Here is a 26,837-nt window from a genome sequence, read left to right as displayed (position 1 = left end):
TGTGTAATGGATAAAACCTTCGAACCGCAGTCCATCGAGCAGCAATGCTACAAGTCATGGGAAGAGGCGGGTTTATTTAAAGCTTCAGGTAGCGGCGACCCTTATTGTATTTTGCTTCCGCCACCAAACGTTACCGGTAGCCTTCACATGGGCCATGGTTTCCAGCAGACCATTATGGATGCCTTAACCCGCTATCACCGCATGAAGGGCGATAATACGCTATGGCAAGTGGGTACCGACCACGCCGGTATTGCTACCCAAATGGTGGTAGAGCGCCAACTTAATGCACAAGGCAAGACGCGCCACGATTTAGGTCGCGAAGACTTCATCAAAAAAGTGTGGGAATGGAAAGAGCACAGCGGCGGTACGATCACCGGTCAAATGCGCCGCTTAGGTACGTCACCTGACTGGTCTCGCGAAGTGTTTACCATGGACGAAGACCTGTCTAAAGCCGTCACTGAAGTGTTCGTTAAACTACACGAAGAAGGCCTAATTTACCGCGGTAAGCGTTTGGTTAACTGGGACCCAGTGCTTCACACTGCAGTATCTGACTTAGAAGTACTGAACGAAGAAGAAGACGGCCACATGTGGCACATGCGCTATCCGCTAGCGGATGGCAGCGGTGAACTAGTGGTTGCGACAACGCGCCCTGAAACCATGCTAGGTGACACTGCGGTTGCGGTACACCCGGATGACGAGCGTTATCAAGGCTTTATCGGCAAAGAAATTAAGCTACCGATTACTGGCCGTTTAATTCCGGTTATTGCCGATGACTATGTCGACCAAGAATTCGGTACAGGCTGCGTTAAAATTACGCCAGCTCACGACTTCAACGACTACGACATGGGTAAGCGTCATAACCTGCCTATGATCAATATTCTTACTGACGATGCGAAAATTAACGACGATGCGCCAGAAGCGTATCGCGGTTTAGATCGCTTCGACGCCCGTAAGCAAATAGTGGCTGATTTAGACGCACAAGGCGCATTGGTTAAGATTGAGCCGCATAAGCTTAAGGTGCCACGTGGCGACAGAACGGGCGCGGTTATCGAACCATACCTAACTGACCAATGGTATGTAGCCGTTGAGTCTCTGGCTAAGCCCGCGATTGAAGCGGTTGAAAGTGGCGAAATTCGCTTTGTGCCAGAGAACTGGAATAAGACTTACTACCAGTGGATGCACAACATTCAAGACTGGTGTATTTCACGTCAGCTGTGGTGGGGCCACCGCATTCCAGCGTGGTATGACGAAAACGGTAACGTTTTTGTTGGCCGCACCGAAGAAGAAGTGCGTGAGAAACATGGCCTAGGCAGTGACGTAACCCTTTCACAAGATGACGATGTGCTAGATACCTGGTTCTCAAGTGCGCTATGGCCGTTCGCGACCATGGGCTGGCCAGAAGAAACACCAGATCTTGAAACCTTTGTACCGTCTTCAGTGCTAGTAACTGGCTTTGACATCATCTTCTTCTGGGTTGCCAGAATGATCATGATGACCAAGAAGTTCACTGGCAAGATTCCGTTTAAAGATATTTATATTACTGGCCTTATCCGTGATGAGAACGGCGATAAAATGTCAAAGTCGAAGGGCAACGTGCTTGACCCAATCGATTTGATTGACGGTATTGATATTGAGTCGCTAGTGACTAAGCGCACTGCGGGCATGATGCAGCCTCAGCTTGCTGAGAAGATTGCTAAGCGTACCCGTAAACAGTTCCCTGACGGTATTCAGGCTTACGGCACAGATGCATTGCGCTTTACTTTTGCAGCGATGGCGTCAACCAGCCGCGATATCAACTTTGATATGGCCCGTGTTGAAGGCTACCGCAACTTCTGTAACAAAATTTGGAACGCATCCCGTTTCGTATTGATGAACACAGAAGAGCACGATACAGGCCGTGACGGGGGCGAAATGGTGCTTAGTATGGCCGATCGCTGGATTTGGGCTAAGTTCCAACAAACGCTGGTTGAGTTTGAAAAAGCGCTTGAAGACTACCGCTTTGATATTGCTGCGCAAACGGTCTACGAGTTTACTTGGAACCAGTTCTGTGACTGGTATCTAGAGCTCACTAAGCCTGTGCTTAGCAATGACGTCAGCACTGAAGCTGAAAAGCGCGGTACCCGCCATACACTAATTAACGTGCTAGAAAGCCTGCTTCGCTTGTTGCACCCGCTAATGCCGTTTATTACCGACACTATCTGGCGGCGCGTTGTGCCACTGAGTGCGCTTAAGGTGGAAGAGGGCGCAAGCATTATGGTTCAGGCATTCCCAGAAGTTGATGCGGCGAAGCAAGACGATAAAGTGCTTGCAGACATTGAGTGGGTGAAGAAGTTTATCGTAGGTATTCGTAATATTCGTGGTGAAATGGATATCTCGCCAAACAAACCACTTAATGCGCTACTTAAAAACGTAAGCGATGAAGACGCCCGTCGTCTTGATGCGGCTAAGGCATTCCTAGACAAGCTTTCTAAGCTTGAAACCGTTACGATATTAAAAGACGGTGAAGAAGCACCAGCCAGTGCCACAGCGCTTGTGGGTGAGATGGAAATTCTTATCCCAATGGCAGGGCTTATCGATAAAGACGCAGAGCTTGCCCGTATTACTAAAGCGATGGAGAAAATCGAGAAAGACGTATCTCGTACCCGTGGCAAATTAGGTAACGAGAAGTTCGTAAGTAATGCGCCAGAAGCGGTAATTGAGAAAGAACGTGCGAAGTTGGACGAGGGTGAAAAAGCCCTAGCTAAACTTAAAGAGCAGTTCGAGACCATTAAAGCACTGTAAACGAAAATACTTCAGCTTTAACTGGCTAATGAAGTAGATAAATAAAAGGGTTACCTCACATTTGAGGTAATCCTTTTTTTATTTGATGAAGCTGATAATCAAATAAAGTTAACCATCTAATCGTTTGCCTAAGTATTGTTTAAGCATAGCAACAAGCGCCTTTTGCTTAATGGGCTTGGTAAGATAGTCATTCATACCGGCATCAAGTGCCCCTTGTCTATCTTCCTTCATCGCATTTGCCGAAAGGCCAATAATAGGTACACCGGTAAAACCTTTCTCACGAAGTATCCTTGTTGCTTCATAACCATCCATAACGGGCATTTGAACATCCATTAATACGAGGTCATATTGCGGTGCATTTTCCACTTTTTGTACAGCCTGTTTTCCGTCTTCTGCGATATCGAAAGTAAGCCCAAGATTTGTCAGCATCTCGCCTGTTACGAGTTGATTGATATTATTGTCTTCCACCAACAGCACGTGGCCTTCAAGCACAGTATTTATGGTTTCATGATCAAACTTCGTATTGTCATTTCTGGCGTCTTTCGAGATCACTTGATTTATAAAACGATCGAACTGCGCTGGCGTAAACGGATGCATAATTGACGGTCCGTCCCACAGCGAATCGTATTTTGATTGAAGCGCAGTACCCGCTGTCTCGAACACCAGACCTACCGACTTGCCTGTTTCGTGTAAACTTTTTAGCCAAGTAAGGTTTTCTCTAAAGGTAGTGAAATTTTGTACGTCAAAAATAATGAATTCGGGAAGGTCGGATATTTGTTTCGCTTCCTCAATCGATAAATGTCGCTGTTCCAAGAGCTGAATTTGATGACAATAGGCCAATGGCAGCAAGGGCGCTTGAGTAATATAAAGGCTATCTAAAGGAAGCTGAGGGGTTTGAGCCAAGACGCCTGCCTGGTTTTTAAACGCTTTCAAAGGCAGCTCAATTTTAAATGTACTGCCTTTACCTATTGTAGACGTCGCATCTAGGCGCCCCTGCATAAGTTCTGTGAGCTGGCTTACAATAGCGAGTCCCAAGCCAGTACCGCCATATTTCCTGTTCGTCGACCCATCGGCTTGAGTGAATGGTTTGAAAATTCTATCCAGTTGAGATGGACTCATGCCTATGCCTGAATCTGTAACTTCCATTATGAGGTTAAGCACATTTCCTTTTTCATTTAATGTGCCGTTAAACACTATGTCAACATGACCTTGCTCGGTGAACTTAACGGCGTTATTACCAATATTCATAATGATTTGGGCTATACGCAATGGGTCGCCAATAACCTGCGGGGGAAGCGAAGGGTTAACTGTAAAGTGAACGGATAAGTTCTTTTCCTTGGCGCGTAGTGCAATAACTGCTATCAAGTTATCGAACAGTGAATGCAAGGAGAAACTTACTTCTTCTATTTTTAACTTGCCAGCTTCTATCTTTGAAAAGTCGAGTATATCGTTTATCACGCTTATTAAAATTTGGCCTGAATACGCTGCTTTATCCAAGTATCCTCTTACCGTATTTGAAAGCGTTTGCTGTTGAGCAAGTTCTATCAGACCAATAATGCCATTCATCGGAGTACGGATTTCGTGACTCATATTGGCTAAAAACATACTTTTAGACGCAGTTGCCTGCTCTGCTTTTATCTTCGACTCTGTTAAAGCACTGTTTAAACCCTCCAGCTGCGTATTCATGTTACGCGCTTCATGTAAAAGCTTTTCAGTTTGGCGATTCTTATCGCTAAATACCAGCGCTGCTTTTGCTAATTTACCAATCTCATCTTTGCGATTACTGCCGGGAATATTAGCGATTTGAACGCCTTTAGAAAGCTTGTTAAAGACCAAAGTAATGGAACGGATAGGACCAAGAATACGAAAGGTAGAAAAGAGCGCTGCTGACAGTGCGAGAAGTATCGCTATAAGGGAGAATACCTCACCGTTTTGCTGAGTATGCTTGGCTATTTGATACGTTCTTTGTGTGGCAACTTCAGAATTCGCGGTGACTTGCTTAGCTAGCTCACCACTTAGGTAAAGAAATTCGTTGGCTGAGCCTGCCATGACCACATTGACGAGAAATAAATTGCCTTGAATGAGCTGAGTCAGTTTAAAGAAGTCGCCCTTTAGTTTAGCCGTGAGTGACTTTATTCTTTGTTGAAGGCGCTCGTTTTCCGAAAAGTTGAGACTCTTTAAGGAATCGGCTGCTTTGTTAAATGATTGAATAAACCTCATATCAGGCTTCATTAGATACTTTAGCATTGCGTTTTCAGCACGAATTAGAAGAGTTTTCGCTTCTTCCACCGAAACAACGGAAACTTCGCCTTTTGCTAGGGCTTCATCTAACAATGTGTTGAAAAAAGTAATATCTGAAAGTGTGCCTTGGGCTATTAAATTGTCTCTCTCGGAGCGGGCATTGACGACCTGTGAGAAGTTCTCCTGATAAGCATTTAGGTGTTCTCTCATCCTCGAAAGAATATACCTGTCGCCCTCTTTGCTTCCAGATTGCTCCGCAGCGTCTAGCGTGTCTAATTTGCTGTTTATTGTTACCATCAGCCTGCTGAAGCGTGTGATCGCAGACTTACTGGCGTTTTCTTTAAAAATAAGTACGTTTCTTTGTAGGTCTACAACATCACGCTCTAACTCTTTAACAATGCCGACATTGATAACTGCGTTAGCTGCTGATGAAACTCCTTTACTCAAAACATCCTGATTTTTACGAGCAATAAAGCTCTGTGCCAGAATCAAAGTGATTAGCGCAAGAAAAACGGTGATAAGCTGTATGCGAATTGACGATAACATTTGAACTTACAGAACCCTATTCCATTTTATTAGTGATACTTCTTCCAGAGAGATCATGCGGTAATGAATTCGTACCACTTTTGTAAGCTATATTCATACGTAGGCATAACTGTGTTCCAAACTGCGACGTTACTCAAACGGGTTTCATAACTGCCGCCATTGCGCTGTGCGCCGGCTTTAACACTTATCTTTCCGTCGGTTCCCTTCAACGGCTCTGATGCTACTTTTCCTTCGTACCAATAATCCCATTCGGGCTTCGATAAATAGGAAGCCGAGCGCTGAGGATTAGAAATATAGTATCCCTGTCTAGCGATAAATGCGCCAGGCCAGCCAGATAACCACCAGTTCATGTACTCGTATGCGACGTCTTTCGCTCGTCCTTGTGTAGCGGAAGATAAACACATTACGCCGTGCCAGCCACGGTAACCTTCTTTCGGCGCAGCAAATTTCACAGGAATATCTTGACCATTAAGTGCTGATACAGCGGGCGAGAACATGCTTTCAATAGACACTCTGCCACTTTTCATAAACTCAACCGATTCAGGGACTGATGTCCAAAATCCGTTGAAATGATTTAATTGCGTTAACTCTATAAGAAGGTTGAATAAGTCATCCAGCTCGTATTCAGTAATGGCACCAATATCTTCAAATTGTATAAAGCCTTTGGCCTGTGCGGCAAGCGCTAGGTCAAACAAACCAATCGTTGGATCATTCACGATACCCACTCTACCTGAATATCGAGAGTCTAATAACCATCCCCAGCTTTCTTCTTCACTTTGGAGTTCCACAGGAAGTTTCGTTGTGTCATAGCCAAAAGAGTCAACGTTGTGTACGTAGGGTAAGAAGCTAATTCCATCTGTATGCTTTTCGCCCAAGGATCCGTTGCCTTGAACATGAAGGATTTTATGCGGTGCATCGCCTGCTCCCTCTCTTGCATTTCCCGTGAGTTTACCGGTCTTGGTAAGGTTATTTATTTCTTCCCAATATAGCAGACGCTTTTTTTCTATTGGCTGAATAGCTTGAGCTCGCCACAGTACGTTGATGCTGTTAGACCACTGCTCATAGAGATCGAATGAATTTGGGAGCATCGATGCCTTCTGAAGAACTCTAGCACTGCCGCCGGGTTCAAATGCTATGTTTATGCCCAAGTCTTCCATCGCCCGCTGTCGTATATCTTCTTGGAGCGTTACGTGGGTACCCATTACACGAAGTGTGGGTTTAGGCTTTCCAATAGCAAAAGGAGTCACGCCCGCAGTCAAACCGAAAGCCAGTCCACCCTTTAACAGGGTTCGTCGTGTTGGCGAGGACTTTTGGTTTTTATTATATTTTGCAGGCATATACGCGCGTCCAAAACAAACGGTAACTTAGTTTTATTCTGGCATCGATTGTACAGAAGTACCAAACAATGTTGCGCTTCTGCCAAAAATAAATATATGAATGTGAGTGAAACTCAGCTTCAATTGGCCGAAATTGAAGAGGTATCAGCCGCGTTAAGTCAAATGTCAAAGGCCACTGAAGAAGTATCTCACAACGCTGTACAAACATCAGACAAAACTAAAAGCTGTAACGAGCTTGCAAGCGCAGGTAATCAGATAGTACAAAAAACCGTGGATGATATTCATAGCTTAGGTGAAAGTATAGAAGAGACATCTACTAAAATTTCTGAGCTAAATGAAAAAAGTGAACTCATTAATACCGTACTTACAGTAATCAAATGAATAGCGGAGCAAATAAACCTATTGGCGCTGAATGCTGGCATCGAGGCTGCGAGAGCAGGCGATAAAAAGCTGCAATAATTTGCAGCCTTATCAGTTTGCACGCTGTGTACTCAATCTATCTTTGGCTTCTTACCGACAATCTGCGTATGAATGCTACTCCACCTAGCATAACGAGCGTGAGAAAAGTCCATGTGCCACCGTGCTCTTCAACGACCACAACTGTCTCTTCTTCGACGTGCTCGTAGTTTTCACTTTCAAGAGGAACATACGCAAGAGCGCTATCATCGTAGGCATCTGTGTAAGCGACTAGCATTTCTGTATCTGCGTCATAAAGCTCTAGTAAAATATCGTAATCACCCGGAGCGTACCCAGATAAAAGATTACTTTCAATTGTAAACGTGTCCGTGGAATCTTCTGAATAGATGTAAAAGTCAGACGTCACATGAATAGCTTCATAAACATCGTTTCTACCTAGGTATAAAACTGCATAAACAGGGGCGCGTGTAAAAATAGTATCGGCGTCGAACTCGATTGAAAAAGTAGAGTGATAGCCATCGTAGTCAATATCTTGCTCTAACGATACCCAGCTTTCGTAAATCCAAAATTCATTAATACTGCTAACGACAATGTCGCTAAAAGACTTATTGATGCCCAAATGTTGCGTGTGTTTTCCAGTTTCAAGAATATTCGCGTCTTGATGAAGAGCGCCATCCGAAGACTGAATTTCATCGCGTTGGCTATTTACAGTATCTGTGGTCTTCGATTCAAGCGACGCCGATGGAACAAAGGGCTTGTCGTAGCGATACTCTTTAGACTCAACGGCTTTTAACGGCGAGTCTGATTCAATTGTTGCATGCGCAGGCGCAGTGAAATTCAATTGCACTGCGGTAAAAGCGGAATATGTGGCAAGTGCGAGTAGTAATTTTTTCATCTGTCCATCCTTTTCCAATCGATAATGACAGTGTCATTGTTGATGGAAAAAGATGAACAAAAGCTGAAGGAGAACTTAACGTGCTTATTTAAAAAACTAAGTGCAAGGCTTAGTCATCGAATTGATATTCGTCTTCTTCGTAATCGCCTTCTTCACGGGGTTCAAAGTACGTACCCCATCCATCGTACGTTACGTCGTGTTTGTCAGCGATTTTTAGCAGTGCGTCAGAATCTGCATTGAGTTTTTCAATATCCAGTTTCCTTTCAACTATAGCGTCGAAGCAGAAAATTGTTTCACCGTCATCTAGCATCAATTCCTCTGCATCCGTAACTTCAAAACCGGCTTTAAATGCATCTACGGCGGCTTTTTCTAACACATCGAAGTCTGTACTGGCGAAGTGGTGCTCAATGGTATAGTCGGCGTCTGCTTGGCTGCCGTCTTCTAAAAGGGCATCAATGGTTTCTTGATTAAACTCGTACCACTCTTCTCTTTCATCGAACTGGGTCATAATAAACACTCGTTAGCAATTTTGACGCAAGTTTACCTGCTTTTTTCTAGTTCAGCGACCTGAGTATTGAGCGTATCGAATTTTTGTTTCATTTCATTATTGAAATGTACCATCCACTCTTTGATTGAATGCGCTTCAGTAAGGGGGACGGGAGCAGAAATATCAATGAGCACTATGCCATTGTCCCAACGGTTCCATTTCACTTTGTTGTGCAGGTTACTAGCTGTAACCATGACCACGGGCTCATTGGTCGTTTTAGCTAAACGAAATGCTCCCTGCTTAAAAGGTAGAATACCTCTGCCGTAACTTCTGGTGCCTTCAGGAAATAGCCATACTGACGTCTTCTTTTTTGCAATACGGTGTGCGGCAATATCTAGCGTATTTCGGGCTTTACCCGAGTTTTTTCTATCAATCATGATGTTCCCAGATAGCCAGTATATTTGGCCGAAGATAGGGATCCACTTTAGGCTTTTTTTACCAATTGTGACCACGCCAGGAAGGGCAGCTTTACAAATCGTAATCACGTCAAAGCTATTTTGATGATTGGCTATAAATACATAAGGTTCATTAATTTTAACCGCTGGGTCCTTTCTAATGATGAGTTTCAGGCCCACAATTTTCGCCATGAGAGAATATAAGCTGCCCGCTGCATGAACGTTATCTTTGTGAAAAGGGCGCACAATACAAATAATCAACAACACAACGTTGATAAACAAAAAGGCGATAAAAAGTGCTGGAATGCGGAATAAAGCGATCAAAACAACTCCTAGATTCTATTGACGCGCGCAGTATAGATGAAGTTTCAGCGTACACTTGTCCGATGAGTTTTTACAGCGCAAATCTTTTTATTTAAAAAGTCCTTACCTTTATCACCTTTAGTATGAGGAAATTTTGCCGATACCCAATTACAATAAGAAGAAGCGCAATCGAATTTAACTCGGTAACCAGTATATGCAAACATTCACTCCAGACGACCTCGAAGAAGATATTCTCGCTGACCTAATGGAGGAAATTAACGAACTCTATGAATCTAGTGAGCAAACTCTGATTGAATTAGAGCTTCGTCCTGAAGACAACGAGTTGCAGCGCGCTTTGTTTCGCTCTATTCATACAATCAAAGGCGATTTGGGCTTAGTTAACTTCTCACCGATGATCCCACTTTTGCAGCACGTAGAAGACTTGCTAGATTATTTACGCAAAGGGCAGGTGGCTTACACAAGCACAATGAGTGATTTGGTATTGCTGACCATGGATAGGGTTAAAGCGTTTGTAGAAAGCGTAATGGCCAATGGTAGTGCTGAGTACGATGACAATCTTCATACCCAGCTAGTTTTGGCAATAAGCCGGGTGACACCTGAAAATTCATCTGATCATGAGAAGCGTCTAACAGAAGCCGTACTATTACTAAATCCGGCTCTAGATAGAGTGATTGACGATAACGAGCAATCCAATGCTCAAAATAAGCCGGTCACCCTTGCGGCAACGGGAATACCAAAAGACATTAGTAGCGAAAAAAAGCAGGATATTCTGTTTTTCCGAGATCTAATGCAGTCTATAGAGCGCCGTTCAGATTACTGGGCTGGGCGTGGTGATCGGGTCGCAAAACTTGCTATGTACATTAATGACGTGGCCGAAAATCCTATTGACGAGGACCAGCTTGCCGTTGCCAGTTACGTTCACGATTTCGGTATGGCATTTATGCCTCTAAAGCTACTCCATAAAGGAGATGCTCTTAGCGATAACGAGTTTAATCTTATGCGCTCTCACGTATATAAGAGTGCGCGTTTGTTAGAGCATTTAGACCAGTGGGATATGGCGCGCAAAATTGTGATGCAGCATCACGAGCGTACTGATGGAACCGGTTATCCACTCGGGCTTAAAGAAGACGATATTTGTGAAGGCGCAAAGTTACTCGCTATAGTGGATACCTATGACGCCATGACTCATCCCAGAGCTCACAATGAAGATAAGGTGTTATCAAAAAAAGAGGCGGTGATTGAAATTAACCGCAGCGCCAAAGGCCAGTTCAGCATGAAATGGGTGAGAATTTTCAACCAGGCAATGACGGCGCTTTTGACCAAAGGACATTAACAACCTGCAGTCTTTTTGGGTGAGCTTTTAATAGAAGGCTAAAAGCTATTCAAAAATGATTGGCAAGTCAGACAAATAAAAATAGCAGGCCTGCGTCTGCTATTTTTGAGGTTTGCCTAACTCAACCAGATAATTAGTTTACACCGAGTTCTTTGAGCTTTCTTGTTAACGTGTTGCGGCCCCAACCTAAACGCTTAGCAGCATCTTGCTTATGGCCGTGTGTGTGATGCAGTGCTCGCTCAAGCATAACGCGCTCAAACGTCAGCATCGCGTCGTTAAGAATATTGTGATGACCGTCACGAAGTTGCTTATCCGTCCAGCTAGCCAACAAATCTGGCCACTCCCCCGATTCTGTGCTCGGTTTCTCTATCGCGTTGTCATTATGGATCTCTGGTGGTAAATCGCTAGGCAGAACTTCTTGACCACTTGCCATCACAGTAAGCCATCGGCACACGTTTTCTAATTGTCTGACGTTACCTGGCCATGATAGCTGCGACATGACGCGTTCAGCTTCTTTAGAAATACTCTTAGCTTCTACATCCAGCTCCTTTGCCGCACGACGTAAGAAGTGTCGCGTTAGCAGGGGAATGTCTTCTCTGCGTTCACTAAGAGAGGGGAGATGTACGCGAATTACGTTTAAGCGGTGGAACAAATCTTCCCTAAATTTTCCTTCAGCAACACGCTGTTCTAAATTTTGGTGGGTTGCTGCAATAATGCGTACGTCCACACTCACCGATTGATGACCGCCAACGCGATAAAACTGGCCATCAGCAAGTACACGCAACAGTCGAGTTTGCACATCTAACGGCATGTCACCAATTTCATCTAAGAATAGCGTACCGCCGTCAGCTTGTTCAAAGCGACCTTGGCGAGCTGCTTGTGCACCAGTGAATGCACCTTTTTCATGTCCGAATAATTCAGACTCTACAAGGTCAGCGGGAATAGCAGCCATGTTCAGCGCAATAAAGGGTTTACTTGCTCTAGGGCTGTGCCTGTGAAGCGCATGTGCAACCAGCTCTTTACCTGTGCCAGATTGTCCGTTAATGAGCACGCTGATTGAAGAGCGTGAGAGGCGGCCAATGGCGCGAAACACTTCCTGCATAGCAGGGGCTTCGCCGATGATCTCGGTCACCACATCTTCAGGCTGTGCTTTTGATACGTTTGATTGTTCCCGAGAGTGGGCAAGTGCCCGCTGGGTTAATGTAACCGCTTCGTCTATGTCGAAAGGTTTTGGTAAATATTCAAACGCACCCTTTTGATAAGCGTTTACAGCGCTATCAAGATCAGAATGCGCTGTCATGATTATAACGGGAAGCATAGGGTGCGAAGAATGCACTTCGTTCAATAAAGTCATGCCGTCCATTTGTGGCATTCTAATATCTGAAATGATGACTTCAGGGGCTTGGCCGCTTTGAAGTTGAAGTAATAAATCTTCAGGGTTTTCAAAACTTAAACAGCTTATTTCAGCTGCCTGTAAGGCCTTTTGCAGCACCCAACGAATAGAACTGTCGTCATCGACAATCCACACAGACTCATTCGTCATCGTCTGTCTCCTTACGATCGATTGGTAGATAAATTACGAACTCAGTGTGACCAGGGTAGCTGTCTACATCTATTTTGCCGCCGTGGTGGTTGATTAGGGTCTGTGATATTGACAAACCCAGCCCAGAGCCATTCTGTTTACTTGTGACCATGGGGTAGAAAAGTGTGTCTTTAATTTCCGGCGGAATGCCCGGTCCGTTATCAATAATCTTTATTTTTGCCACTAGCGCATAACGTTTTGTTTGAATCGTCATCTGGCGCTCTATGCGTGTTACTAATTTTATTTCTGGATTAGGCGTTTCGCTTTCTGTTAGCGCCTGAACACTGTTGCGAACAATATTGAGCACCGCTTGCTGGATCATATCTGGATCGAGCATCAGTGGCGGTATACTCGGATCATAATCGCGAACAATGGCAATAGGACTATCGGAGTCAAATCGCATAAGGCTGCGGATTTTTTCAAGGGCCTGATGCACGTTGCTTTCTTCGAATCGTGGCAGTGAATTGGGCCCTAGTAGACGGTCAACCAAGTTGCGAAGACGATCAGATTGCTCAATGATCATGCTGGTAAATTCTTTGTGCTCGTCGTTTAGCTCTTTTTCTAAAAGCTGTGCTGCGCCGCGAATGCCGCCAAGTGGGTTCTTAATTTCGTGAGCAAGGCCACGCACTAGTTCTCGGGCAGCATAATGCTGTGCGTTTTGCAGTGTTTCTCGCGTTATGCGCTTTTGCTGATCAATTTTTTTAACTTCAAATAGCAGGCGTGGGCCGTCTTCAAAGTGCAAATTCGTTACAGTCAAATCAGCAGATACGTAGCGGTTATCTCTAAACGCCAATTTAATTTCATTCTCGGTGAAATCTTCACCTTTCCTTATAGCGGCTTTAAGGCGGGTGGTCTCTATTGTGCCCGGTAGAAAGAAGTCTTGAAGTGGGTGTCCGATAAGCTGTTTTAACCCAGTTTCAAACAAAGCTTCACCCGCATGGTTGGCATAAACAATCGTAAGTTTATTGTCTACCATCACCAATGCGGTGTTTAAGCTATTGATTAGCTGTTGTGTTTCTAACTCGGTGGAATGCATCCGAGCTCGTCTCCTTTGCACCATGTTCGTGCATTGTAGCTTGCAATGATGCGGTGCGCGAATAAAGAACTCAGCAATAAATATTCACTGAACCTCTGTGGTGCGCTTGCATAACAATGGTTGCACGCTATTAGTTATTAATTAACGCCGATGCCTGATGAAGGTAAAGGGTTTGAACTGGAGACGATGCAAGAGTCTTGCCCGTATTGTTAGTTAGTTCAACTTTGTAGGTGTGTGCCCCACGATGGATACCAGATAACTTAAAAACGCCGGAATTATTGCTAGCAATTGGGGCATCATCAAGAATTAACCGATAGATAGGTGCTTTAGGTGCACCAGTTTGAGTCGCTGAAATGGTAATTTCACCTAAATTATTTCGGATTGTCGCCTCAGGTGCTGGAGATTTGATTACTACGCGGTATTTCGGCTTTGGTGCATCGGGCTTGAGTGGTGGTGGCGGGGGAACTTTCGCAGCGGTAACTACGTTCTGTGTTTTTTCATCAAACGCTAATGGCTCTGCATTTTTTTGCGGCTTATCGGTGTAAGTAACAGATCCATCTTTTCCAACTACTTTATAGATTGTTGTAGAAGAAGAGGTTCCAGCGACGGGTGCATTGACGCCTTCAGCTGAGTCGTTCATTTGTGCATCTTGCTGCGTACTTTTTTGTTCATTATCTTGACTTATCGCAGTGGCCTTTAAAGGAAGCAGCCCATAGCTAGCCAGCGTCAGCAGAGATAGTAAGCAGATATTTCGCGTCATGTTTTGCACGTGTTGTTACCTAATCAATGAATTGTTGGGCTGCCTGTTAATTACCTTTGGCCGATCACTTAATTGGTCTGGCTAGATATGACTAAAGCAAGCGCATACTAAATTCTGCCAAAAAGGGGGCTCTATTAGTACTTTTTACCGAAACCACATAACCATAGTAGATAATTAGCGCGCATAAAAAAAGCCCGCAAAGCGGGCTTTAGTATATATCGCTATACAGGTGTGATTACACGCTGTAGTACATATCAAACTCAACTGGGTGAGTTGTCATGTTAAGTTTGGTTACTTCTTCAGACTTAAGGTCGATGTATGCATCGATCATGTCGTCTGACATAACGCCGCCGGCTTTAAGGAAGTCACGGTCGTTATCAAGCGCTTCAAGCGCCATTTCTAGCGAGCTTGCAACTGTTGGGATTTCCGCTGCTTCTTCTGCAGGTAGGTCATACAAATCTTTATCCATTGCATCGCCAGGGTGGATCTTGTTCTTAATTCCATCAAGACCAGCCATAAGCATTGCAGTGAACGCTAGGTATGGGTTAGCTGTTGGGTCAGGGAAGCGAACTTCGATACGACGCGCTTTATCACTAGTTACGTGTGGAATACGAATAGACGCTGAGCGGTTACGTGCTGAGTAAGCAAGCATTACCGGCGCTTCGAAGCCAGGAACTAGACGCTTGTATGAGTTAGTCGACGCGTTTGCAAATGCGTTGATTGCACGCGCGTGCTTAATGATACCGCCAATGTAGTAAAGTGCTTCTTCAGAAAGACCTGCGTACTTGTCACCCGCGAAGATGTTCACGCCATCTTTAGAGATAGACTGGTGGCAGTGCATACCAGAACCGTTATCGCCAACAAGTGGCTTAGGCATAAAGGTAGCAGTTTGGCCGTATGCATGTGCAACGTTGTGAACTACATACTTGTAAACTTGAATTTCATCAGCTTTCTTAACTAGCGTGTTGAATTGGCATGCAATTTCGTTTTGGCCAGCTGTTGCTACTTCGTGGTGGTGCGCTTCGATTACAAGGCCCATTTCTTCCATTACTAAGCACATAGCTGCACGGATGTCGTGCGCAGAATCTACTGGTGGTACTGGGAAGTAACCGCCTTTAACGCCTGGGCGGTGTGCCATGTTGCCGCCTTCGAATTCTTCACCTGAATTCCATTTGGCTTCTGCAGAATCGATCTTATAGAAAGAACCCGCCATGTCTGTGTGGAAGCGAACGTCGTCGAAAAGGAAAAACTCTGGCTCAGGACCGAAGAATACAGTGTCACCAATGCCTGTTGACTTTAGGTACTCTTCTGCGCGACGAGCAACTGAACGAGGATCGCGCTCATAACCTTCCATAGTAGAAGGCTCAACGATGTCACAACGAATGTTTACTTGTGTTTCTTCAGCAAACGGGTCTACAACACAGCTGTCCGCATCTGGAAGAAGAACCATGTCTGATTCATTGATGCCTTTCCAGCCAGCGATTGAAGAACCGTCGAACATTTTACCTTCTTCGAAAAACTCTTCATCAACTAGGCCCGCAGGGATAGATACGTGTTGTTCTTTACCTTTTGTATCGGTAAAACGTAAATCTACAAACTTCGCTTCACTTTCTTTAATAAGCTCTAATGCCTTATCAATCGACATCGTGTCCTCCAGGTTTAATGTAAAAAATGCGGGATGATCAGCTTCACCCCAACAGTGAAAAAAGTGAAAGCGATTATCATGCCATCTATATGCATGCCGATTTCTGTGGCATAGCGGGGCACCTATCACTTCCTTTTAAGTTGAAATGCACCATAACTGTGCGCTCTTGCACCCTTGTGGTGATTTGCTCTTTTTTTACGATAATCAGCCTAGAATACTTTGCAGCATATGGCTACCTAATATGTTCAATCCGGTGCAACATAAGTGTTCAATAGTTGAACAAGTGATTGAAAATCAATAAAACGTGTCCACATCAAAAAAAAAGATGCGCAAATGCCGTGGTTTTTCTGTACAATCCGCGCAAATTTTCTATCTGCATTTTTTTGCAACAAATCTAACGCATACTCCTTTCCACTGAATTGCAGTAGTCGTTGATTTACACAGGCTCTATATAAGCATGAATACCACTGATATAAATAAGTTGCGTAACATCGCAATCATCGCCCACGTTGACCACGGTAAAACGACCCTGGTAGACAAACTGTTACAGCAGTCTGGCACCCTTGAATCTCGAGGTGAGCAAGAAGAACGCGTAATGGACTCGAACGACATCGAGAAAGAACGTGGCATTACCATCCTAGCTAAGAATACAGCGATCAACTGGAACGACTACCGTATCAATATCGTCGATACTCCAGGACACGCTGACTTTGGTGGTGAAGTAGAGCGCGTAATGTCAATGGCCGACTCTGTACTTCTACTTGTAGATGCACAGGAAGGTCCAATGCCGCAAACGCGTTTCGTAACGCAAAAGGCGTTTGCCCAAGGTCTTAAGCCAATTGTTGTTATCAATAAAATCGACAAGCCAGGTGCTCGCCCTGATTGGGTAATAGACCAAGTTTTCGATTTGTTCGACAACTTAGGTGCTACTGACGATCAACTGGATTTCCAAGTTGTTTATGCGTCTGCACTAAACGGTTGGGCATCACTTGATGCAGATACTAAAGAAGACGATATGACGGCATTGTTCCAAACTATCGTCGACCAAGTATCTCCACCTGATGCAGATATCGACGGCGCATTCCAAATGCAAATTTCTCAGCTTGATTACAACTCTTATGTAGGTGTAATCGGCGTTGGTCGCGTTAAGCGCGGTTCTGTGAAGACTAACCAACAAGTCACTATCGTTACTGCCGATGGTCAAAAGCGCAACGGAAAAGTTGGCCTAGTTTATGGCTACCTTGGTCTTGCTCGTCATGAGGTGAGTTCTGCTCACGCGGGTGACATTATTGCAATTTCTGGTCTTGGTGAACTGAAGATCTCTGACACCATCTGTGACGTGAACACGGTAGAAGCGCTTCCTCCACTATCGGTTGATGAGCCTACAGTAACCATGACGTTCCAAGTAAACACGTCACCGTTTGCGGGTAAAGAAGGTAAATACGTAACGTCACGTAACATTCTTGAGCGTCTAACCGATGAGTTAGTACACAACGTTGCACTTCGCGTAGAAGAGACGCAAGATCCGGACAAATTCCGCGTATCAGGTCGTGGTGAGCTTCACCTAGGTATACTTATCGAGAACATGCGTCGTGAGGGTTACGAGCTTGCAGTATCACGTCCAGAAGTAATCTTGAAAGAAGTTGACGGTGAAACACAAGAGCCCTTCGAAACCTTGACCATCGACTGTGAAGAGCAGCACCAAGGTTCTATTATGGAGCAACTGGGTCTTCGTAAAGCTGAAATGACAGATATGTCACCAGATGGTAAAGGTCGTGTGCGTATCGACTTCATTATTCCAAGCCGTGGCCTAATTGGTTTCCAAACTGAATTTATGACGATGACGTCAGGTTCTGGCTTGCTTTACCACACGTTCGATCACTACGGTCCTTATAAGGGCGGTGTCATTGGTAAGCGTAAAAACGGTGTGCTTATTGCCAACGCTAACGGTAAAGCGCTAACTAACGCCTTGTTTAACCTTCAAGAGCGTGGTCGCCTATTTATCGGACACGGTGTAGAAGTATATGAAGGTATGGTTATTGGTATTCACAGTCGTGACAATGACCTTACTGTAAACGCGCTTAAAGGTAAGCAGCTTACTAACGTTCGTGCATCTGGTACTGATGAGGCGCAGACACTCGTTCCACCAATTAAGATGTCTCTTGAGCAAGCGCTTGAGTTTATTGATGATGACGAACTCGTTGAAGTAACGCCTGTTTCTATCCGTATTCGTAAGAAGCTTCTTACTGAAAACGAGCGTAAGCGTGCATCACGCGGGCCTAAGTCTTAATACCTTCTAAGACTTAAACAACTTTTAAAATGCCAGCTTTTCGCTGGCATTTTTTATTCTGAGTGGGCACTTATCTATGCGGATTAACGGTATAAAGTGGCCAAAATTTCGACCAATGGGTAGTGGTCAAAGGTAATTTACCCACCTATGCTTAGATTAATTGGGTTCGGGCCTAAAAAAGGCCTTAAGCTGGCATAAATTATAATTACTTACCGATTTTTAAGGGGATCGTATTGTTTTCTGTAGCCGTAGTCGAAGACGACCCTATCACACTTGATATGATAACTGATGCGCTGGAAACGCAGTTAGACGCCACCGTTTATTCGTTTACACGCAGCAAATTTGCTCGAGACTTTTTATTACAGCAAACTTCTGACTCGTTGAATCTCATTATTAGCGATCAAGTTATGCCGGATTACGATGGTTTAAGCTTGTTGAAAACCTGCCATTCTTCAGGTCTCAACGTTCCATTTTTACTTATTACCGCGGACCCAAATAAAGAACTGGTTATTGAGGCTCGTAAACTTCAAGTCACGGGTTTTTTAGCTAAACCACTTGATATGATGGAATTAATTCAAAAGACCCAAGAAGTAGCTGCACACAAAAGGTAATGGCATTAAGTGATGTTATTTATCTCTATTTAAGTACATTTCGATCTAGCGAAATAGCGTTAAATCACGATATTCACCCTAGTTTATAACGTAGGAAACTTCTACACTGTTGCCACAAGTTTTTATGCAACAGGATGTAATGTGAGCACGTTATTCGATAATACCCCCCCTCGAAAAGACACTTTCTCGTTTAAATGGCAAAAGTACAAAGGAAAAGACGTCATTCCTGCGTGGGTTGCCGATACCGAGTTCCGTTGTGCTCAGCCAATACTCAATGCTATTTCAGGTTATGTAGAACATGGTAATTTGGGATACATTCTTCCGGCACACCATGAAGGTGCAATTCAAGCGGTAGTTAGATGGCTTAAGGATAAGCACAATTGGAACATTAAGCCAGAGTGGTTAGTGTGGACTCCTGGCGTGGTGCCAGCGTTTAACGTTGCCTGTAAAGCTTATTGTGAGACAGGCGATAAAGTGCTTATTCAAACCCCGAATTACCCGCCTTTGTTAGCTGCACCTAAGCTAAATGGCCTAGAGCGGGTTGATATTGGTACGGTAGTTCAACATGCTAATGGTGACAGCGCCGATACGATTAATGAGGTAGAAGGCGCGCGCTACACATTAGACTTTGATGCACTAGAAAAAGAGGCAGCAGATCCTCGATGCAAACTGTTTATTCTATGTAACCCAATGAATCCTGTGGGCTCGGTATTGTCTAAAGAAGAGTTAGATCGTATTGCCGATATTTGTAACGCAAACAATGTAACTCTCTGTTCCGATGAGATTCACTGCGACCTCATTTTAGAAGAGGGAAAAACGCATATTCCTGCAGGGCGTGAATCAAACCTTGCGGAAAATAGCGTTACCTTAATGGCCGCGAGCAAGACCTTCAATATAGCGGGCTTAGGTACCTCATTTGCTATTATTCCCAACCGCCAACTGCGTCAGGCATTTACTAATGCCGCAGCAGGTGTTGTGCCTTGGGTTACCGTATTGGGGCTGGCAGCAACTGAAGCGGCTTTTACCCAGTGTGACGATTGGCACCAACAGCAACTTACTTACTTGCGTGAAAACAGAGATATGGTCTTCAATACCATTAACAGCATAGATGGGCTGCGTATGCTAAAAGCTGACGCCACCTTCCTTGCTTGGGTGGATGCAAGTGGCCTTGGCGTTGAAAATGTTCAGCAGTGGGCAGAGGAAAAAGGCGTGGGCCCATCGCCTGGCATCGACTTTCACAAAGCGGATCATTTTCGAATTAATTTCGGCTGCAGCAAGGGGATGCTCCAAGACATTCTCCAACGCCTAGCCAGCTAAAGTCGGGGGCAAAGTGCTTTTAAGCCCAAAGCTGAAAGCTTTAACCTATTATTGACGTTAAAAAGGGCCAAAGCGGCCCTTTTTCTATGCATTCTGTTAGTTACGTTGGCTTACTGCTTTTAAAACCTGCTAACAGGGTTAACTTACAAAAAAGTCAGATTAATTCTGCCCTCATTTCTGTAACTAGCCAAAAACGCCGATTAGTTTATATAAACCTAAACCAATCACAGTGCCTACTACCACAAAGCCCGCTACGTTACTTTTCCACGTGTTTCTAAATTCTCCCAACGCAGTGCTCTTGTTCATTACCACTAGCAAAAATATGGCAATGATAGGGAGTAGCAGGGCATTGGTGGCTTGTGCGAACAAGATAGCGGGTAACGGTTTAAAGCCAAGTGCTGCAACGCTTACACCTATAACAATGATAATGAACCACACCGCCTTGAAGCTTTTACTTTGCATATTGTCAGATAAACCAAGCGCACCAGTTACTGCGTAAGCGGCTGCGAGCGGTGCCGTGATCGCACTGGTCAATCCGGCTGCAAACAAACCAAGTGCAAAGAACCACTGCGCTTTATCACCTAAAACCGGTTTGAGCTGTTCTCCCATATTAGATGCGTCCATGGTGGCAGCTTGATTGAAAAACGCCATCATGGCCGTGGCCATTACAATTAGTGTGATAAGTCCGCCCATGCTTATTGCTCTGGCAGATTGATTGCGACAGGCAACAACAGCGTCGTGTTTATTCTGTCCTTGAGATGATTTAGCTACGAGGCTAGCGTGTAAGAATAAATTATAGGGAACGATAGTTGTGCCAATTAGCGCTAGCACAGTTGTAATCGCATCGGCATCCAAGCGGGGGGAGATGAATTGGCTAAACATAGCAGCAACGTCAGGCTTGGCTACCAATAGCGTAACTAAAAACACCCCAGCCATAATAAACACCAAATAGACTAGAACGGTTTCAATCCATTTGTAGCTTCCAGACCAAAGCAAGACAATCGCTATAGTGCCCAATATGCTGGCCCATGGACCGATGCCTATGTTAATGAATGCATCTAGACCAATAGCTGCTCCGGTTAAATTTCCAGACTCATAGGCGGCGTTTCCGATACCGATGGCGCTGACTATAAGCAAAATAAACACATTTTTTAGCCAGGGTTTATATGCCATATCTTTCATTGCACTGGCCAAGCCCTTGCCACTGGCCACGCCTAATCGAGCCGCCATATCTTGCAGCACTATAGTAGCGAAAATGGAAAAAAGCAGCGCCCATACGAGGTGAAAACCAAAGTTAGCACCTGCTAAGCTTGCTGTGGTTACTGTTCCCGGCCCTATAAATGCGGCCGCGATGATATATCCTGATTTATCTTTTGCCATTGCAACGACTCTTAGTTAAGTTTTGCTATCATGACAATAGGTAGGCGAGCACGCAACAGTACCGCTAAACCAATACAGTAACAGATTGGTTTTAAACCTATTGTCGCGTACCCAATGCGGGCAAGTCATTTTTCTCTCGCCTTCACCCAGTTTAAGTGAGGGTAAAAGGTTAAAAAATACGCCCTTAGCAAAGTGGGCGCGCAGACTACCGTTTCACGAAATAGAACGCAAATTAAAATAGGACATTAATGGTGAAAGACGGCTATCCGATAACGATGGTGAGCGATATTGTGTCGTTGCCTAATTTTGAAAACGTTCTTCCTTCTACTTACCAAGTTGATGGGATGATCTTTGCCGTAGCCTCCGCACCAGAGATACCCATGCCCGAGCAGTGGATGCCTTGGTTAATTCAGTCAGGTGACAGTAAACTTGTAGATAAGGACGTAGATAGGCTGGCTGATGCGCTGATGAATGGTTTACGCGCGCATCTCGATTTTATGCGACAAGAAAATTCACCACTGCCTAAGGAACTAATTTTGGCCGAAGAGGTGAATGGCTTCAGAAGACCCTCGAAAGCATTAGAAAGCTGGTTGATCGGACTACTTCATGTCCACAAGTTATTAGAACCCGTTTGGGAAAATGCGTGGCAACAGTTCGAGAAAGAGAGAAGTGACAGCACTAAAGAAGCGCCGGAAGCGCGACTATCACGTTGTTTAAAGTTGTTTTCTACATTGGCAAATGTGGATTTGACCCTTTCGTATCGCAATGAAGAACAAACCGAGCAGTTAAAAATTAACATGGCTCTACTGATAAAGCAGTTGCCGTCAGTACTTGCCGATTATACAAAACTTTCGGGCGAGTTGGCTGGGGCGTTGCCTAATCAGTTTGAGACATTCAGCAATAATTAACTACTGTTTGCTTGCACATTAAGTTTTGCAGCTATCGCTGTCGCTGATGCTGGCGCTGATTTAATGTGTGTTTGAGGGAAGCTGTGTAACTGTCCAGTTCCAGCTTCGCTTTTTCGTATTGTTCGTTTAACCGCAAGGAAGCCGGTTCCCTCATCAAGGCTTTGAAGGCCAAATCTGTTTGTTTGAGCAAATCTTTAAGGTGTTGATTACTGTCGTCCATGTCGTATTCCGATAATTACATTTATTTAAATCCGAGAAACAGCTTTAACCCGGTGCTTTCTTGCGCTTACAGTCGTTATTGCTGGTTTATCGCTTCAGGGCTCGATACTCCTTTTATCAAGCCCCAAAGGGGTTAATTTTTCGCTAAAGAGGCTTTACTACCGCCAAACAAACAATAGCGAGTATAGCCAATACCGGTACCTCATTCAAAAAACGGTAAAAGCGAGGAGAATGCCTATTTTCGTCTCGCTCAAATTGCTTCAACAACTTAAACAAATAGAAGTGGTACCCGTAAATAGCAAGTAAAAGCAATAACTTTATGTGAAGCCACCCTGACATTTTAAACCATGTACCGCCATAACTAACAATAAGCGCAACGCCGAATGCTAGAGTTAACAAGGCGAATGGGGTTACGAAGAACCATAGCCGACGCTCCATAACCTTAAATTCGTCTTTTACAACTTGTGATTGAGTGGTGGCGTGATAAACAAAAAGCCGTGGTAGATAAAAAAGCCCTGCCATCCATGCCAACATGAAAAAGATATGCAGTGCCTTAAACCATAAAATGTACATATTAATATTGCGCCTTCTGTAAAAAACTTTGCAAGATATTCCAGGTAACTACGCCAATAATATCGTTAAGTTCTTGATCGTAAATATAAACTGCGCCAGAGCGCGAATTTTTAAGGTGTTCATACACCTCGTGCAGCGTTGACTGGGCGCTAATGCCTTCCATCTCGTAGTAGTTAAGCGCCGTCGCATCGTGTTCCAGACTGACATTGTATTGGACCAGTTTATACTGCACATCTATTTCAAACTTTGATTTTTGAACGACAATTTGTGTTGGATTACTTTCTAAATAATTGAAAAGTGCAGCTTCTGGAGCATCGTGAAACAACTTGTATTCGGTATTCATTGCAGCGAGTACGCCAGTTTTCTCCAGCGCTTCTCGAATTGAAGAAATCGCGTAGGGCAGGTTCTGATAGTCAAGCTGCCGTATAAATATGGATCGGTTTCCAAAAAATTGCGTGGAAGTAACATAAGCTGGCACGATAACAAGCATGGCCGGCAATATAATTTGCGGGCTGTAAGAAAGCTCCATAACCGCTGATAGGGCTGCAAGCGGGGCATGTAGTACTGCAGTCAACATACCTGCAATGCCTAGTAGCGCAAAGCTATTCGTAAATTCGGGAACATCAATAAAGTAAGATAATGGTAAAAGAAGCACTGCACCCGCTAGCATTCCGATCACCATTACTGGACCTATTATCCCTCCTGGTATGCCCAAGCCAATGGCAAAAACCGCTAAAATTACTTTGAACACCAAGGTTGAAACAAGCAGGAGCGCGCCAGGGGAGCTATCAAACAAATGCTCAACGTCTATAAAATTAGCGCCAAGAGCCTCAGGAATGAACATGCCAATAGTGCCTGTAATCAAAGCTGCGAGTACAAGTCGCCACACCATAGATACCGGTCTAAAAAGTGTCATAACACGCATTAGCTGACTGTTAAATAATACAGCTAAGACACCTAAAAGAATGCCTAAAAGAACCAAGTAAAAGTACATCCATTGACTAAACGCGTTAAACGATAAGAATGACAGTTCGTTGACCTCACCAAACACGATACGCGTAAGTACCGAACCGCAGGCTGCAGCTAGCATGATGGGAACAAAGATATGGATTTTGTATTCTCGGAGCACAACTTCCATTACGAAGATAACTGCGGCGAAGGGGGTATTAAACGAGGCAGATATACCAGCAGCAATACCGCAGCCAGCAAGTATTCGAATACTGTTGTAAGGAAGGCGAAGCCACTGGCCTAAAAAGCTGCTACTTGACGCGCCCATGTGTACTGAGGGGCCTTCTCTTCCCACTACAAACCCGCCCGCTAACGCAAGCATACCGCCAAAAAATTGGTTGATGGTGGTTCTTAGAGGCACATAGCCATAATAATATTTTACCCGGTGAATAACGAAGGGAATACCAAGGCGGTAATGTTTGAAGCCAGTTAGAAAAGCAATGAAGAGTATCAGCCCCACACTTATCAAGGGCATGATAAACCATACTAACCAATCGTGAGTGAGAACCGATTTAAGCGACGATACGCCTGTTTCTTGCAGCCATTCCACACATAGCCGGAACAAGATAATAATAAGCGCAGCGCAGGTTCCCCCTACAATGCCCAGCATGCACAACTGAATGGATGTGCGTGGGTGAGCTACTTCCTCTCTTAAAGCCTGCAAGCGCATGTTGTGTTACAGTAGGTTAACGTAGCTAGCAGCTTACCATAAACACTTAAAATTCATAATATTTAGAACGCGTTAGCGTTTTGCATTTTTGTTGATATAGAGATCATGACAACCGATCAGTTAAAACACATTTTAGGAAACTACAAATGGTCACTGCTAGTGGCTTTTATAATGCTAGGCATGGTGGGATTTGGTTATAAACTCGCCCGTATGATTGACGAGGGCGACAGTAAAAAAGTTCATGCGCAGCAAGAGACAATTGCTATTTTGTCTGAAGAGAACAATGCGTTAACGACTAAAGTGAATCAGCTTGAAGTGGCCGTTGAGATTGCGTCGTTAGAAGCTGAAAAAATTGTTAATACACTCAGTGAACAGAAAAAAGAGATAGAAGCTCAGCAAGAGTTAATCAGCTTTTACGAACGGGTAATGGCGCCAGAAAAAACTGAAGACGGCTTTGCTATCGAAGGGGTAGAGGTTTTCAAACTAAGCGACACTACATATCAATTAAGGTTGGTTTTATTGCAGTCAAAACAGCAAAAGGCGGTGATAAATGGCGATTTAACGATTGCTGTTGTAGGTAAAAAAAACGGCGAACCTATTACTCTCAAATCTGGTGAGTCGAACCTGTTAGCAGAGAACGTTAAGTATCGGTTTCGTTTTTTCCAAGCGGTTAACGTTATCCTCACCATTGATAAAGATATCGATGTGGAATCCGTTGAGTTCACTACATCAGTTTATCAATACAAAACTCGAAAGGGTACTTATGAGATAGGGGTTCCATGGAGCGAGGCCCTTTCTGTAGAGATTGAGTAAGTGGTTTTAAGCAGTGCTTTTGCTGCAACGTTTGGGGGGCCCTTTTTGCACTTCATTCTCATATCTTTTTCTATTTAAGATGTCGTGCCCGTTACAACTTTAATGCTCGAGAATTGCTGTCCAAACTAGGGCGCACCGTTAAAGGCGCGCCTGTTTAATACCAATCTATGCAGACTGGTATAAGTGAACTGCTAGCTAGAAAGGGTCACCGTACCTTTCATAATGCCGATATGGCCTGGAAATGAGCAGAAAAACATATATTCTTCATCTTTGCTCAAGCCTTCAACAGAAAACGTAGTTGAGGTTTGCTCGCCACCACCGATAATATCTGTAGCGCCGATAACGCGCTCATCATTAGGCTTTACATAGTTGTTATCTAACCCTGCACTCATGCCATCGGTTGCCACAGCTTGACCATCGGCTTTAGTCGTCATAACCCAATTGTGGCCCATAGATTGTTTCGGCAATTGGCCAGTGTGTTTAAGTGTCACCGTAAATTCGCTACAGCTCGCCGGAATGGTCACGTTCGAGGTGTTGAACTGCATGGCATCGTTTGATTCTACAGTAACCTCACAATCATTAGCGAATGCACTAGAGGCCAAAAAGAAGAGGGCTGTGCCACCAAGTAATTTCTTGATCATAAAAATTATCCTTTGAATTTAAAGTAACTGCACCTTTCGGTGGAATAAGAAGACTCGGTTAACTATACGGGAAAGAATACCACTGGATCATTGTATATGTTAATGGTTATCATTTGTATTTGTGCTTAGGGGGCGTTTGATTCGTCTTTCATAACTTTTAACGCACAAGGAAGCCTATGTCATCGATAAGCAATGTACAGCAACAAGTTCGACTCGGAAACAGCGCAGATGAGCTGGATGTATTGAATATATATAATCTTGATGGCGTAACCTGCATTGCTGATTTGTTGCCAAGCGATAGCGACAAATTTTCTGTCTACCAAAATGCAGTTGAAGTGCTTTATGAAACCATGTGCGACCCAATGGTCAGTCAGCACTGGCGTTACAGTTGTTTAGCGCATCTTTACAAGCCTCTGCTTAAAGCTGAGCGCTATGCTCGCAGCGAGAGTGATCGAATTGCGCTTGCAAGAATAAAAATAGATATGCATTTGCTAGTGCCCTATTTTCTTTAGAGAGCTTACAGAATAGAAAGCTTACAGAGTCGCCTGCACCAATGTGAATGACGCGT

23 protein-coding genes and 1 pseudogene are annotated in these 26,837 nt (G+C 44.3%); 10 read left to right on the top strand and 14 right to left on the bottom strand.

The annotated features are described in order from the left end of the window. The first annotated feature begins 6 nt into the window (after nucleotides 1-6). The gene (locus ACM0P2_RS15705) at nucleotides 7-2,781 is read left to right on the top strand and encodes a valine--tRNA ligase (protein ID WP_419226789.1); all 2,775 of its coding nucleotides are present in this window, start codon (nucleotides 7-9) and stop codon (nucleotides 2,779-2,781) included. A gap of 108 nt (nucleotides 2,782-2,889) precedes the next feature. Here the strand turns inward: ACM0P2_RS15705 and ACM0P2_RS15700 are convergent, their stop codons facing one another. Both ACM0P2_RS15700 and ACM0P2_RS15695 read right to left on the bottom strand, forming a co-directional pair. Continuing rightward, entirely contained in the window at nucleotides 2,890-5,568 is a 2,679-nt protein-coding gene (locus ACM0P2_RS15700) for a hybrid sensor histidine kinase/response regulator (RefSeq protein ID WP_159117758.1), read from the bottom strand. A 53-nt stretch (nucleotides 5,569-5,621) separates the two neighbouring features. Continuing rightward, entirely contained in the window at nucleotides 5,622-6,905 is a 1,284-nt protein-coding gene (locus ACM0P2_RS15695; protein WP_159117759.1) for an ABC transporter substrate-binding protein, read from the bottom strand. 96 nt (nucleotides 6,906-7,001) lie between these two features. Between ACM0P2_RS15695 and ACM0P2_RS15690 the strand changes: the two genes are divergently transcribed. Together ACM0P2_RS15690 and ACM0P2_RS15685 are read left to right on the top strand one after the other, a co-directional pair. Continuing rightward, a complete protein-coding gene (locus ACM0P2_RS15690; protein WP_159117760.1) occupies nucleotides 7,002-7,286 on the top strand; it encodes a hypothetical protein in 285 nt (94 codons plus the stop codon). Further along, nucleotides 7,266-7,352: pseudogene (locus ACM0P2_RS15685) on the top strand (methyl-accepting chemotaxis protein); the annotation flags it as partial. The gene ACM0P2_RS15690 and the pseudogene ACM0P2_RS15685, both read left to right, overlap by 21 nt. 49 nt (nucleotides 7,353-7,401) lie before the next feature. Here the strand turns inward: ACM0P2_RS15685 and ACM0P2_RS15680 are convergent. The 3 genes from ACM0P2_RS15680 to ACM0P2_RS15670 all read right to left on the bottom strand — a co-directional run bounded on the left by ACM0P2_RS15680 (nucleotide 7,402) and on the right by ACM0P2_RS15670 (nucleotide 9,483). Then, nucleotides 7,402-8,217 carry a choice-of-anchor H family protein gene (locus ACM0P2_RS15680; protein ID WP_159117761.1) on the bottom strand — a complete coding sequence of 272 codons (816 nt, stop codon included), beginning with the start codon at nucleotides 8,215-8,217 and terminating at the stop codon, nucleotides 7,402-7,404. 109 nt (nucleotides 8,218-8,326) lie between these two features. Next, the gene (gene rraB / locus ACM0P2_RS15675; RefSeq protein WP_120961983.1) at nucleotides 8,327-8,725 is read right to left on the bottom strand and encodes a ribonuclease E inhibitor RraB; all 399 of its coding nucleotides are present in this window, start codon (nucleotides 8,723-8,725) and stop codon (nucleotides 8,327-8,329) included. A gap of 32 nt (nucleotides 8,726-8,757) precedes the next feature. Further along, nucleotides 8,758-9,483, bottom strand: coding sequence for a 1-acylglycerol-3-phosphate O-acyltransferase (locus tag ACM0P2_RS15670; RefSeq protein WP_159117762.1), 726 nt, complete (start codon nucleotides 9,481-9,483; stop codon nucleotides 8,758-8,760). A gap of 193 nt (nucleotides 9,484-9,676) precedes the next feature. Here ACM0P2_RS15670 and ACM0P2_RS15665 point away from each other — a divergent pair, with 193 nt between their 5' ends. Then, the gene (locus tag ACM0P2_RS15665) at nucleotides 9,677-10,816 is read left to right on the top strand and encodes an HD domain-containing phosphohydrolase (protein ID WP_419226788.1); all 1,140 of its coding nucleotides are present in this window, start codon (nucleotides 9,677-9,679) and stop codon (nucleotides 10,814-10,816) included. A gap of 133 nt (nucleotides 10,817-10,949) precedes the next feature. Here the strand turns inward: ACM0P2_RS15665 and glnG are convergent, their stop codons facing one another. From glnG to glnA, 4 genes are all read right to left on the bottom strand, one after another. Beyond that, the gene (gene glnG / locus ACM0P2_RS15660; RefSeq protein ID WP_159117764.1) at nucleotides 10,950-12,359 is read right to left on the bottom strand and encodes a nitrogen regulation protein NR(I); all 1,410 of its coding nucleotides are present in this window, start codon (nucleotides 12,357-12,359) and stop codon (nucleotides 10,950-10,952) included. After that, the gene (glnL, locus tag ACM0P2_RS15655; protein ID WP_105929451.1) at nucleotides 12,349-13,434 is read right to left on the bottom strand and encodes a nitrogen regulation protein NR(II); all 1,086 of its coding nucleotides are present in this window, start codon (nucleotides 13,432-13,434) and stop codon (nucleotides 12,349-12,351) included. The genes glnG and glnL overlap by 11 nt, the downstream gene beginning before the upstream one ends. Nucleotides 13,435-13,564: 130 nt before the next feature. Next, nucleotides 13,565-14,194, bottom strand: a complete 630-nt coding sequence (locus ACM0P2_RS15650; protein WP_236547055.1) for a DUF4124 domain-containing protein — start codon at nucleotides 14,192-14,194, stop codon at nucleotides 13,565-13,567. A 235-nt stretch (nucleotides 14,195-14,429) separates the two neighbouring features. Next, nucleotides 14,430-15,839, bottom strand: a complete 1,410-nt coding sequence (glnA, locus tag ACM0P2_RS15645) for a glutamate--ammonia ligase (RefSeq protein ID WP_120961975.1) — start codon at nucleotides 15,837-15,839, stop codon at nucleotides 14,430-14,432. 457 nt (nucleotides 15,840-16,296) lie between these two features. On the opposite strand from glnA, the gene typA reads away from it, so the two are divergent. From typA to ACM0P2_RS15630, 3 genes are all read left to right on the top strand, one after another. Next, on the top strand, nucleotides 16,297-18,129 hold the full coding sequence (gene typA / locus ACM0P2_RS15640; RefSeq protein WP_159117766.1) for a translational GTPase TypA: 1,833 nt from the start codon (nucleotides 16,297-16,299) through the stop codon (nucleotides 18,127-18,129). Nucleotides 18,130-18,362: 233 nt separating this feature from the next. Next, entirely contained in the window at nucleotides 18,363-18,740 is a 378-nt protein-coding gene (locus tag ACM0P2_RS15635; RefSeq protein ID WP_120961971.1) for a response regulator, read from the top strand. A 141-nt stretch (nucleotides 18,741-18,881) separates the two neighbouring features. Next, nucleotides 18,882-20,057, top strand: a complete 1,176-nt coding sequence (locus tag ACM0P2_RS15630; protein ID WP_159117767.1) for a MalY/PatB family protein — start codon at nucleotides 18,882-18,884, stop codon at nucleotides 20,055-20,057. 183 nt (nucleotides 20,058-20,240) lie between these two features. Here ACM0P2_RS15630 and ACM0P2_RS15625 read toward each other — a convergent pair whose 3' ends face one another. Then, nucleotides 20,241-21,437: an Nramp family divalent metal transporter gene (locus tag ACM0P2_RS15625; protein WP_159117768.1), complete on the bottom strand. Its 1,197-nt coding sequence runs from the start codon at nucleotides 21,435-21,437 to the stop codon at nucleotides 20,241-20,243. Nucleotides 21,438-21,685: 248 nt separating this feature from the next. Here ACM0P2_RS15625 and ACM0P2_RS15620 point away from each other — a divergent pair, with 248 nt between their 5' ends. Beyond that, the gene (locus ACM0P2_RS15620; RefSeq protein WP_419226787.1) at nucleotides 21,686-22,345 is read left to right on the top strand and encodes a UPF0149 family protein; all 660 of its coding nucleotides are present in this window, start codon (nucleotides 21,686-21,688) and stop codon (nucleotides 22,343-22,345) included. Between the two features lie 31 nt (nucleotides 22,346-22,376). Here the strand turns inward: ACM0P2_RS15620 and ACM0P2_RS15615 are convergent, their stop codons facing one another. The 3 genes from ACM0P2_RS15615 to ACM0P2_RS15605 all read right to left on the bottom strand — a co-directional run bounded on the left by ACM0P2_RS15615 (nucleotide 22,377) and on the right by ACM0P2_RS15605 (nucleotide 24,815). Continuing rightward, a complete protein-coding gene (locus tag ACM0P2_RS15615; RefSeq protein WP_105929653.1) occupies nucleotides 22,377-22,565 on the bottom strand; it encodes a hypothetical protein in 189 nt (62 codons plus the stop codon). 143 nt (nucleotides 22,566-22,708) lie between these two features. After that, complete coding sequence (locus ACM0P2_RS15610; protein WP_159117770.1) at nucleotides 22,709-23,137, bottom strand: CopD family protein; 429 nt, start codon at nucleotides 23,135-23,137, stop codon at nucleotides 22,709-22,711. Nucleotide 23,138: 1 nt separating this feature from the next. After that, the gene (locus ACM0P2_RS15605) at nucleotides 23,139-24,815 is read right to left on the bottom strand and encodes a chloride channel protein (protein WP_159117771.1); all 1,677 of its coding nucleotides are present in this window, start codon (nucleotides 24,813-24,815) and stop codon (nucleotides 23,139-23,141) included. A gap of 105 nt (nucleotides 24,816-24,920) precedes the next feature. Here ACM0P2_RS15605 and ACM0P2_RS15600 point away from each other — a divergent pair, with 105 nt between their 5' ends. Beyond that, nucleotides 24,921-25,628, top strand: a complete 708-nt coding sequence (locus ACM0P2_RS15600) for a DUF6776 family protein (protein ID WP_159117772.1) — start codon at nucleotides 24,921-24,923, stop codon at nucleotides 25,626-25,628. Between the two features lie 191 nt (nucleotides 25,629-25,819). On the opposite strand, the gene azu is transcribed toward ACM0P2_RS15600, so the two are convergent. Beyond that, on the bottom strand, nucleotides 25,820-26,269 hold the full coding sequence (gene azu, locus ACM0P2_RS15595) for an azurin (RefSeq protein WP_159117773.1): 450 nt from the start codon (nucleotides 26,267-26,269) through the stop codon (nucleotides 25,820-25,822). A gap of 176 nt (nucleotides 26,270-26,445) precedes the next feature. Here azu and ACM0P2_RS15590 point away from each other — a divergent pair, with 176 nt between their 5' ends. Further along, nucleotides 26,446-26,781, top strand: coding sequence for a hypothetical protein (locus ACM0P2_RS15590; protein WP_159117774.1), 336 nt, complete (start codon nucleotides 26,446-26,448; stop codon nucleotides 26,779-26,781). Nucleotides 26,782-26,837 lie beyond the last annotated feature (56 nt).

The organism is Alteromonas sp. OM2203, from assembly GCF_048517045.1.
Lineage (GTDB): Bacteria > Pseudomonadota > Gammaproteobacteria > Enterobacterales > Alteromonadaceae > Alteromonas > Alteromonas gracilis.
The sequence above is the reverse complement of the archived record's forward strand: the minus strand, read 5'-3'. Positions and strand labels throughout refer to the sequence as shown.

What these genes read in the sequence shown, in the direction of transcription:
- ACM0P2_RS15705 (WP_419226789.1), top strand. Translation starts at nt 7, where the DNA reads ATGGATAAAACCTTCGAACCGCAGTCCATCGAGCAGCAATGCTACAAG.
- ACM0P2_RS15700 (WP_159117758.1), bottom strand. Translation starts at nt 5,568, where the DNA reads ATGTTATCGTCAATTCGCATACAGCTTATCACCGTTTTTCTTGCGCTA.
- ACM0P2_RS15695 (WP_159117759.1), bottom strand. Translation starts at nt 6,905, where the DNA reads ATGCCTGCAAAATATAATAAAAACCAAAAGTCCTCGCCAACACGACGA.
- ACM0P2_RS15690 (WP_159117760.1), top strand. Translation starts at nt 7,002, where the DNA reads ATGAATGTGAGTGAAACTCAGCTTCAATTGGCCGAAATTGAAGAGGTA.
- ACM0P2_RS15680 (WP_159117761.1), bottom strand. Translation starts at nt 8,217, where the DNA reads ATGAAAAAATTACTACTCGCACTTGCCACATATTCCGCTTTTACCGCA.
- rraB (WP_120961983.1), bottom strand. Translation starts at nt 8,725, where the DNA reads ATGACCCAGTTCGATGAAAGAGAAGAGTGGTACGAGTTTAATCAAGAA.
- ACM0P2_RS15665 (WP_419226788.1), top strand. Translation starts at nt 9,677, where the DNA reads ATGCAAACATTCACTCCAGACGACCTCGAAGAAGATATTCTCGCTGAC.
- glnG (WP_159117764.1), bottom strand. Translation starts at nt 12,359, where the DNA reads ATGACGAATGAGTCTGTGTGGATTGTCGATGACGACAGTTCTATTCGT.
- glnL (WP_105929451.1), bottom strand. Translation starts at nt 13,434, where the DNA reads ATGCATTCCACCGAGTTAGAAACACAACAGCTAATCAATAGCTTAAAC.
- ACM0P2_RS15650 (WP_236547055.1), bottom strand. Translation starts at nt 14,194, where the DNA reads ATGACGCGAAATATCTGCTTACTATCTCTGCTGACGCTGGCTAGCTAT.
- glnA (WP_120961975.1), bottom strand. Translation starts at nt 15,839, where the DNA reads ATGTCGATTGATAAGGCATTAGAGCTTATTAAAGAAAGTGAAGCGAAG.
- typA (WP_159117766.1), top strand. Translation starts at nt 16,297, where the DNA reads ATGAATACCACTGATATAAATAAGTTGCGTAACATCGCAATCATCGCC.
- ACM0P2_RS15625 (WP_159117768.1), bottom strand. Translation starts at nt 21,437, where the DNA reads ATGGCAAAAGATAAATCAGGATATATCATCGCGGCCGCATTTATAGGG.
- ACM0P2_RS15620 (WP_419226787.1), top strand. Translation starts at nt 21,686, where the DNA reads ATGGTGAAAGACGGCTATCCGATAACGATGGTGAGCGATATTGTGTCG.
- ACM0P2_RS15615 (WP_105929653.1), bottom strand. Translation starts at nt 22,565, where the DNA reads ATGGACGACAGTAATCAACACCTTAAAGATTTGCTCAAACAAACAGAT.
- ACM0P2_RS15610 (WP_159117770.1), bottom strand. Translation starts at nt 23,137, where the DNA reads ATGTACATTTTATGGTTTAAGGCACTGCATATCTTTTTCATGTTGGCA.
- ACM0P2_RS15605 (WP_159117771.1), bottom strand. Translation starts at nt 24,815, where the DNA reads ATGCGCTTGCAGGCTTTAAGAGAGGAAGTAGCTCACCCACGCACATCC.
- ACM0P2_RS15600 (WP_159117772.1), top strand. Translation starts at nt 24,921, where the DNA reads ATGACAACCGATCAGTTAAAACACATTTTAGGAAACTACAAATGGTCA.
- azu (WP_159117773.1), bottom strand. Translation starts at nt 26,269, where the DNA reads ATGATCAAGAAATTACTTGGTGGCACAGCCCTCTTCTTTTTGGCCTCT.
- ACM0P2_RS15590 (WP_159117774.1), top strand. Translation starts at nt 26,446, where the DNA reads ATGTCATCGATAAGCAATGTACAGCAACAAGTTCGACTCGGAAACAGC.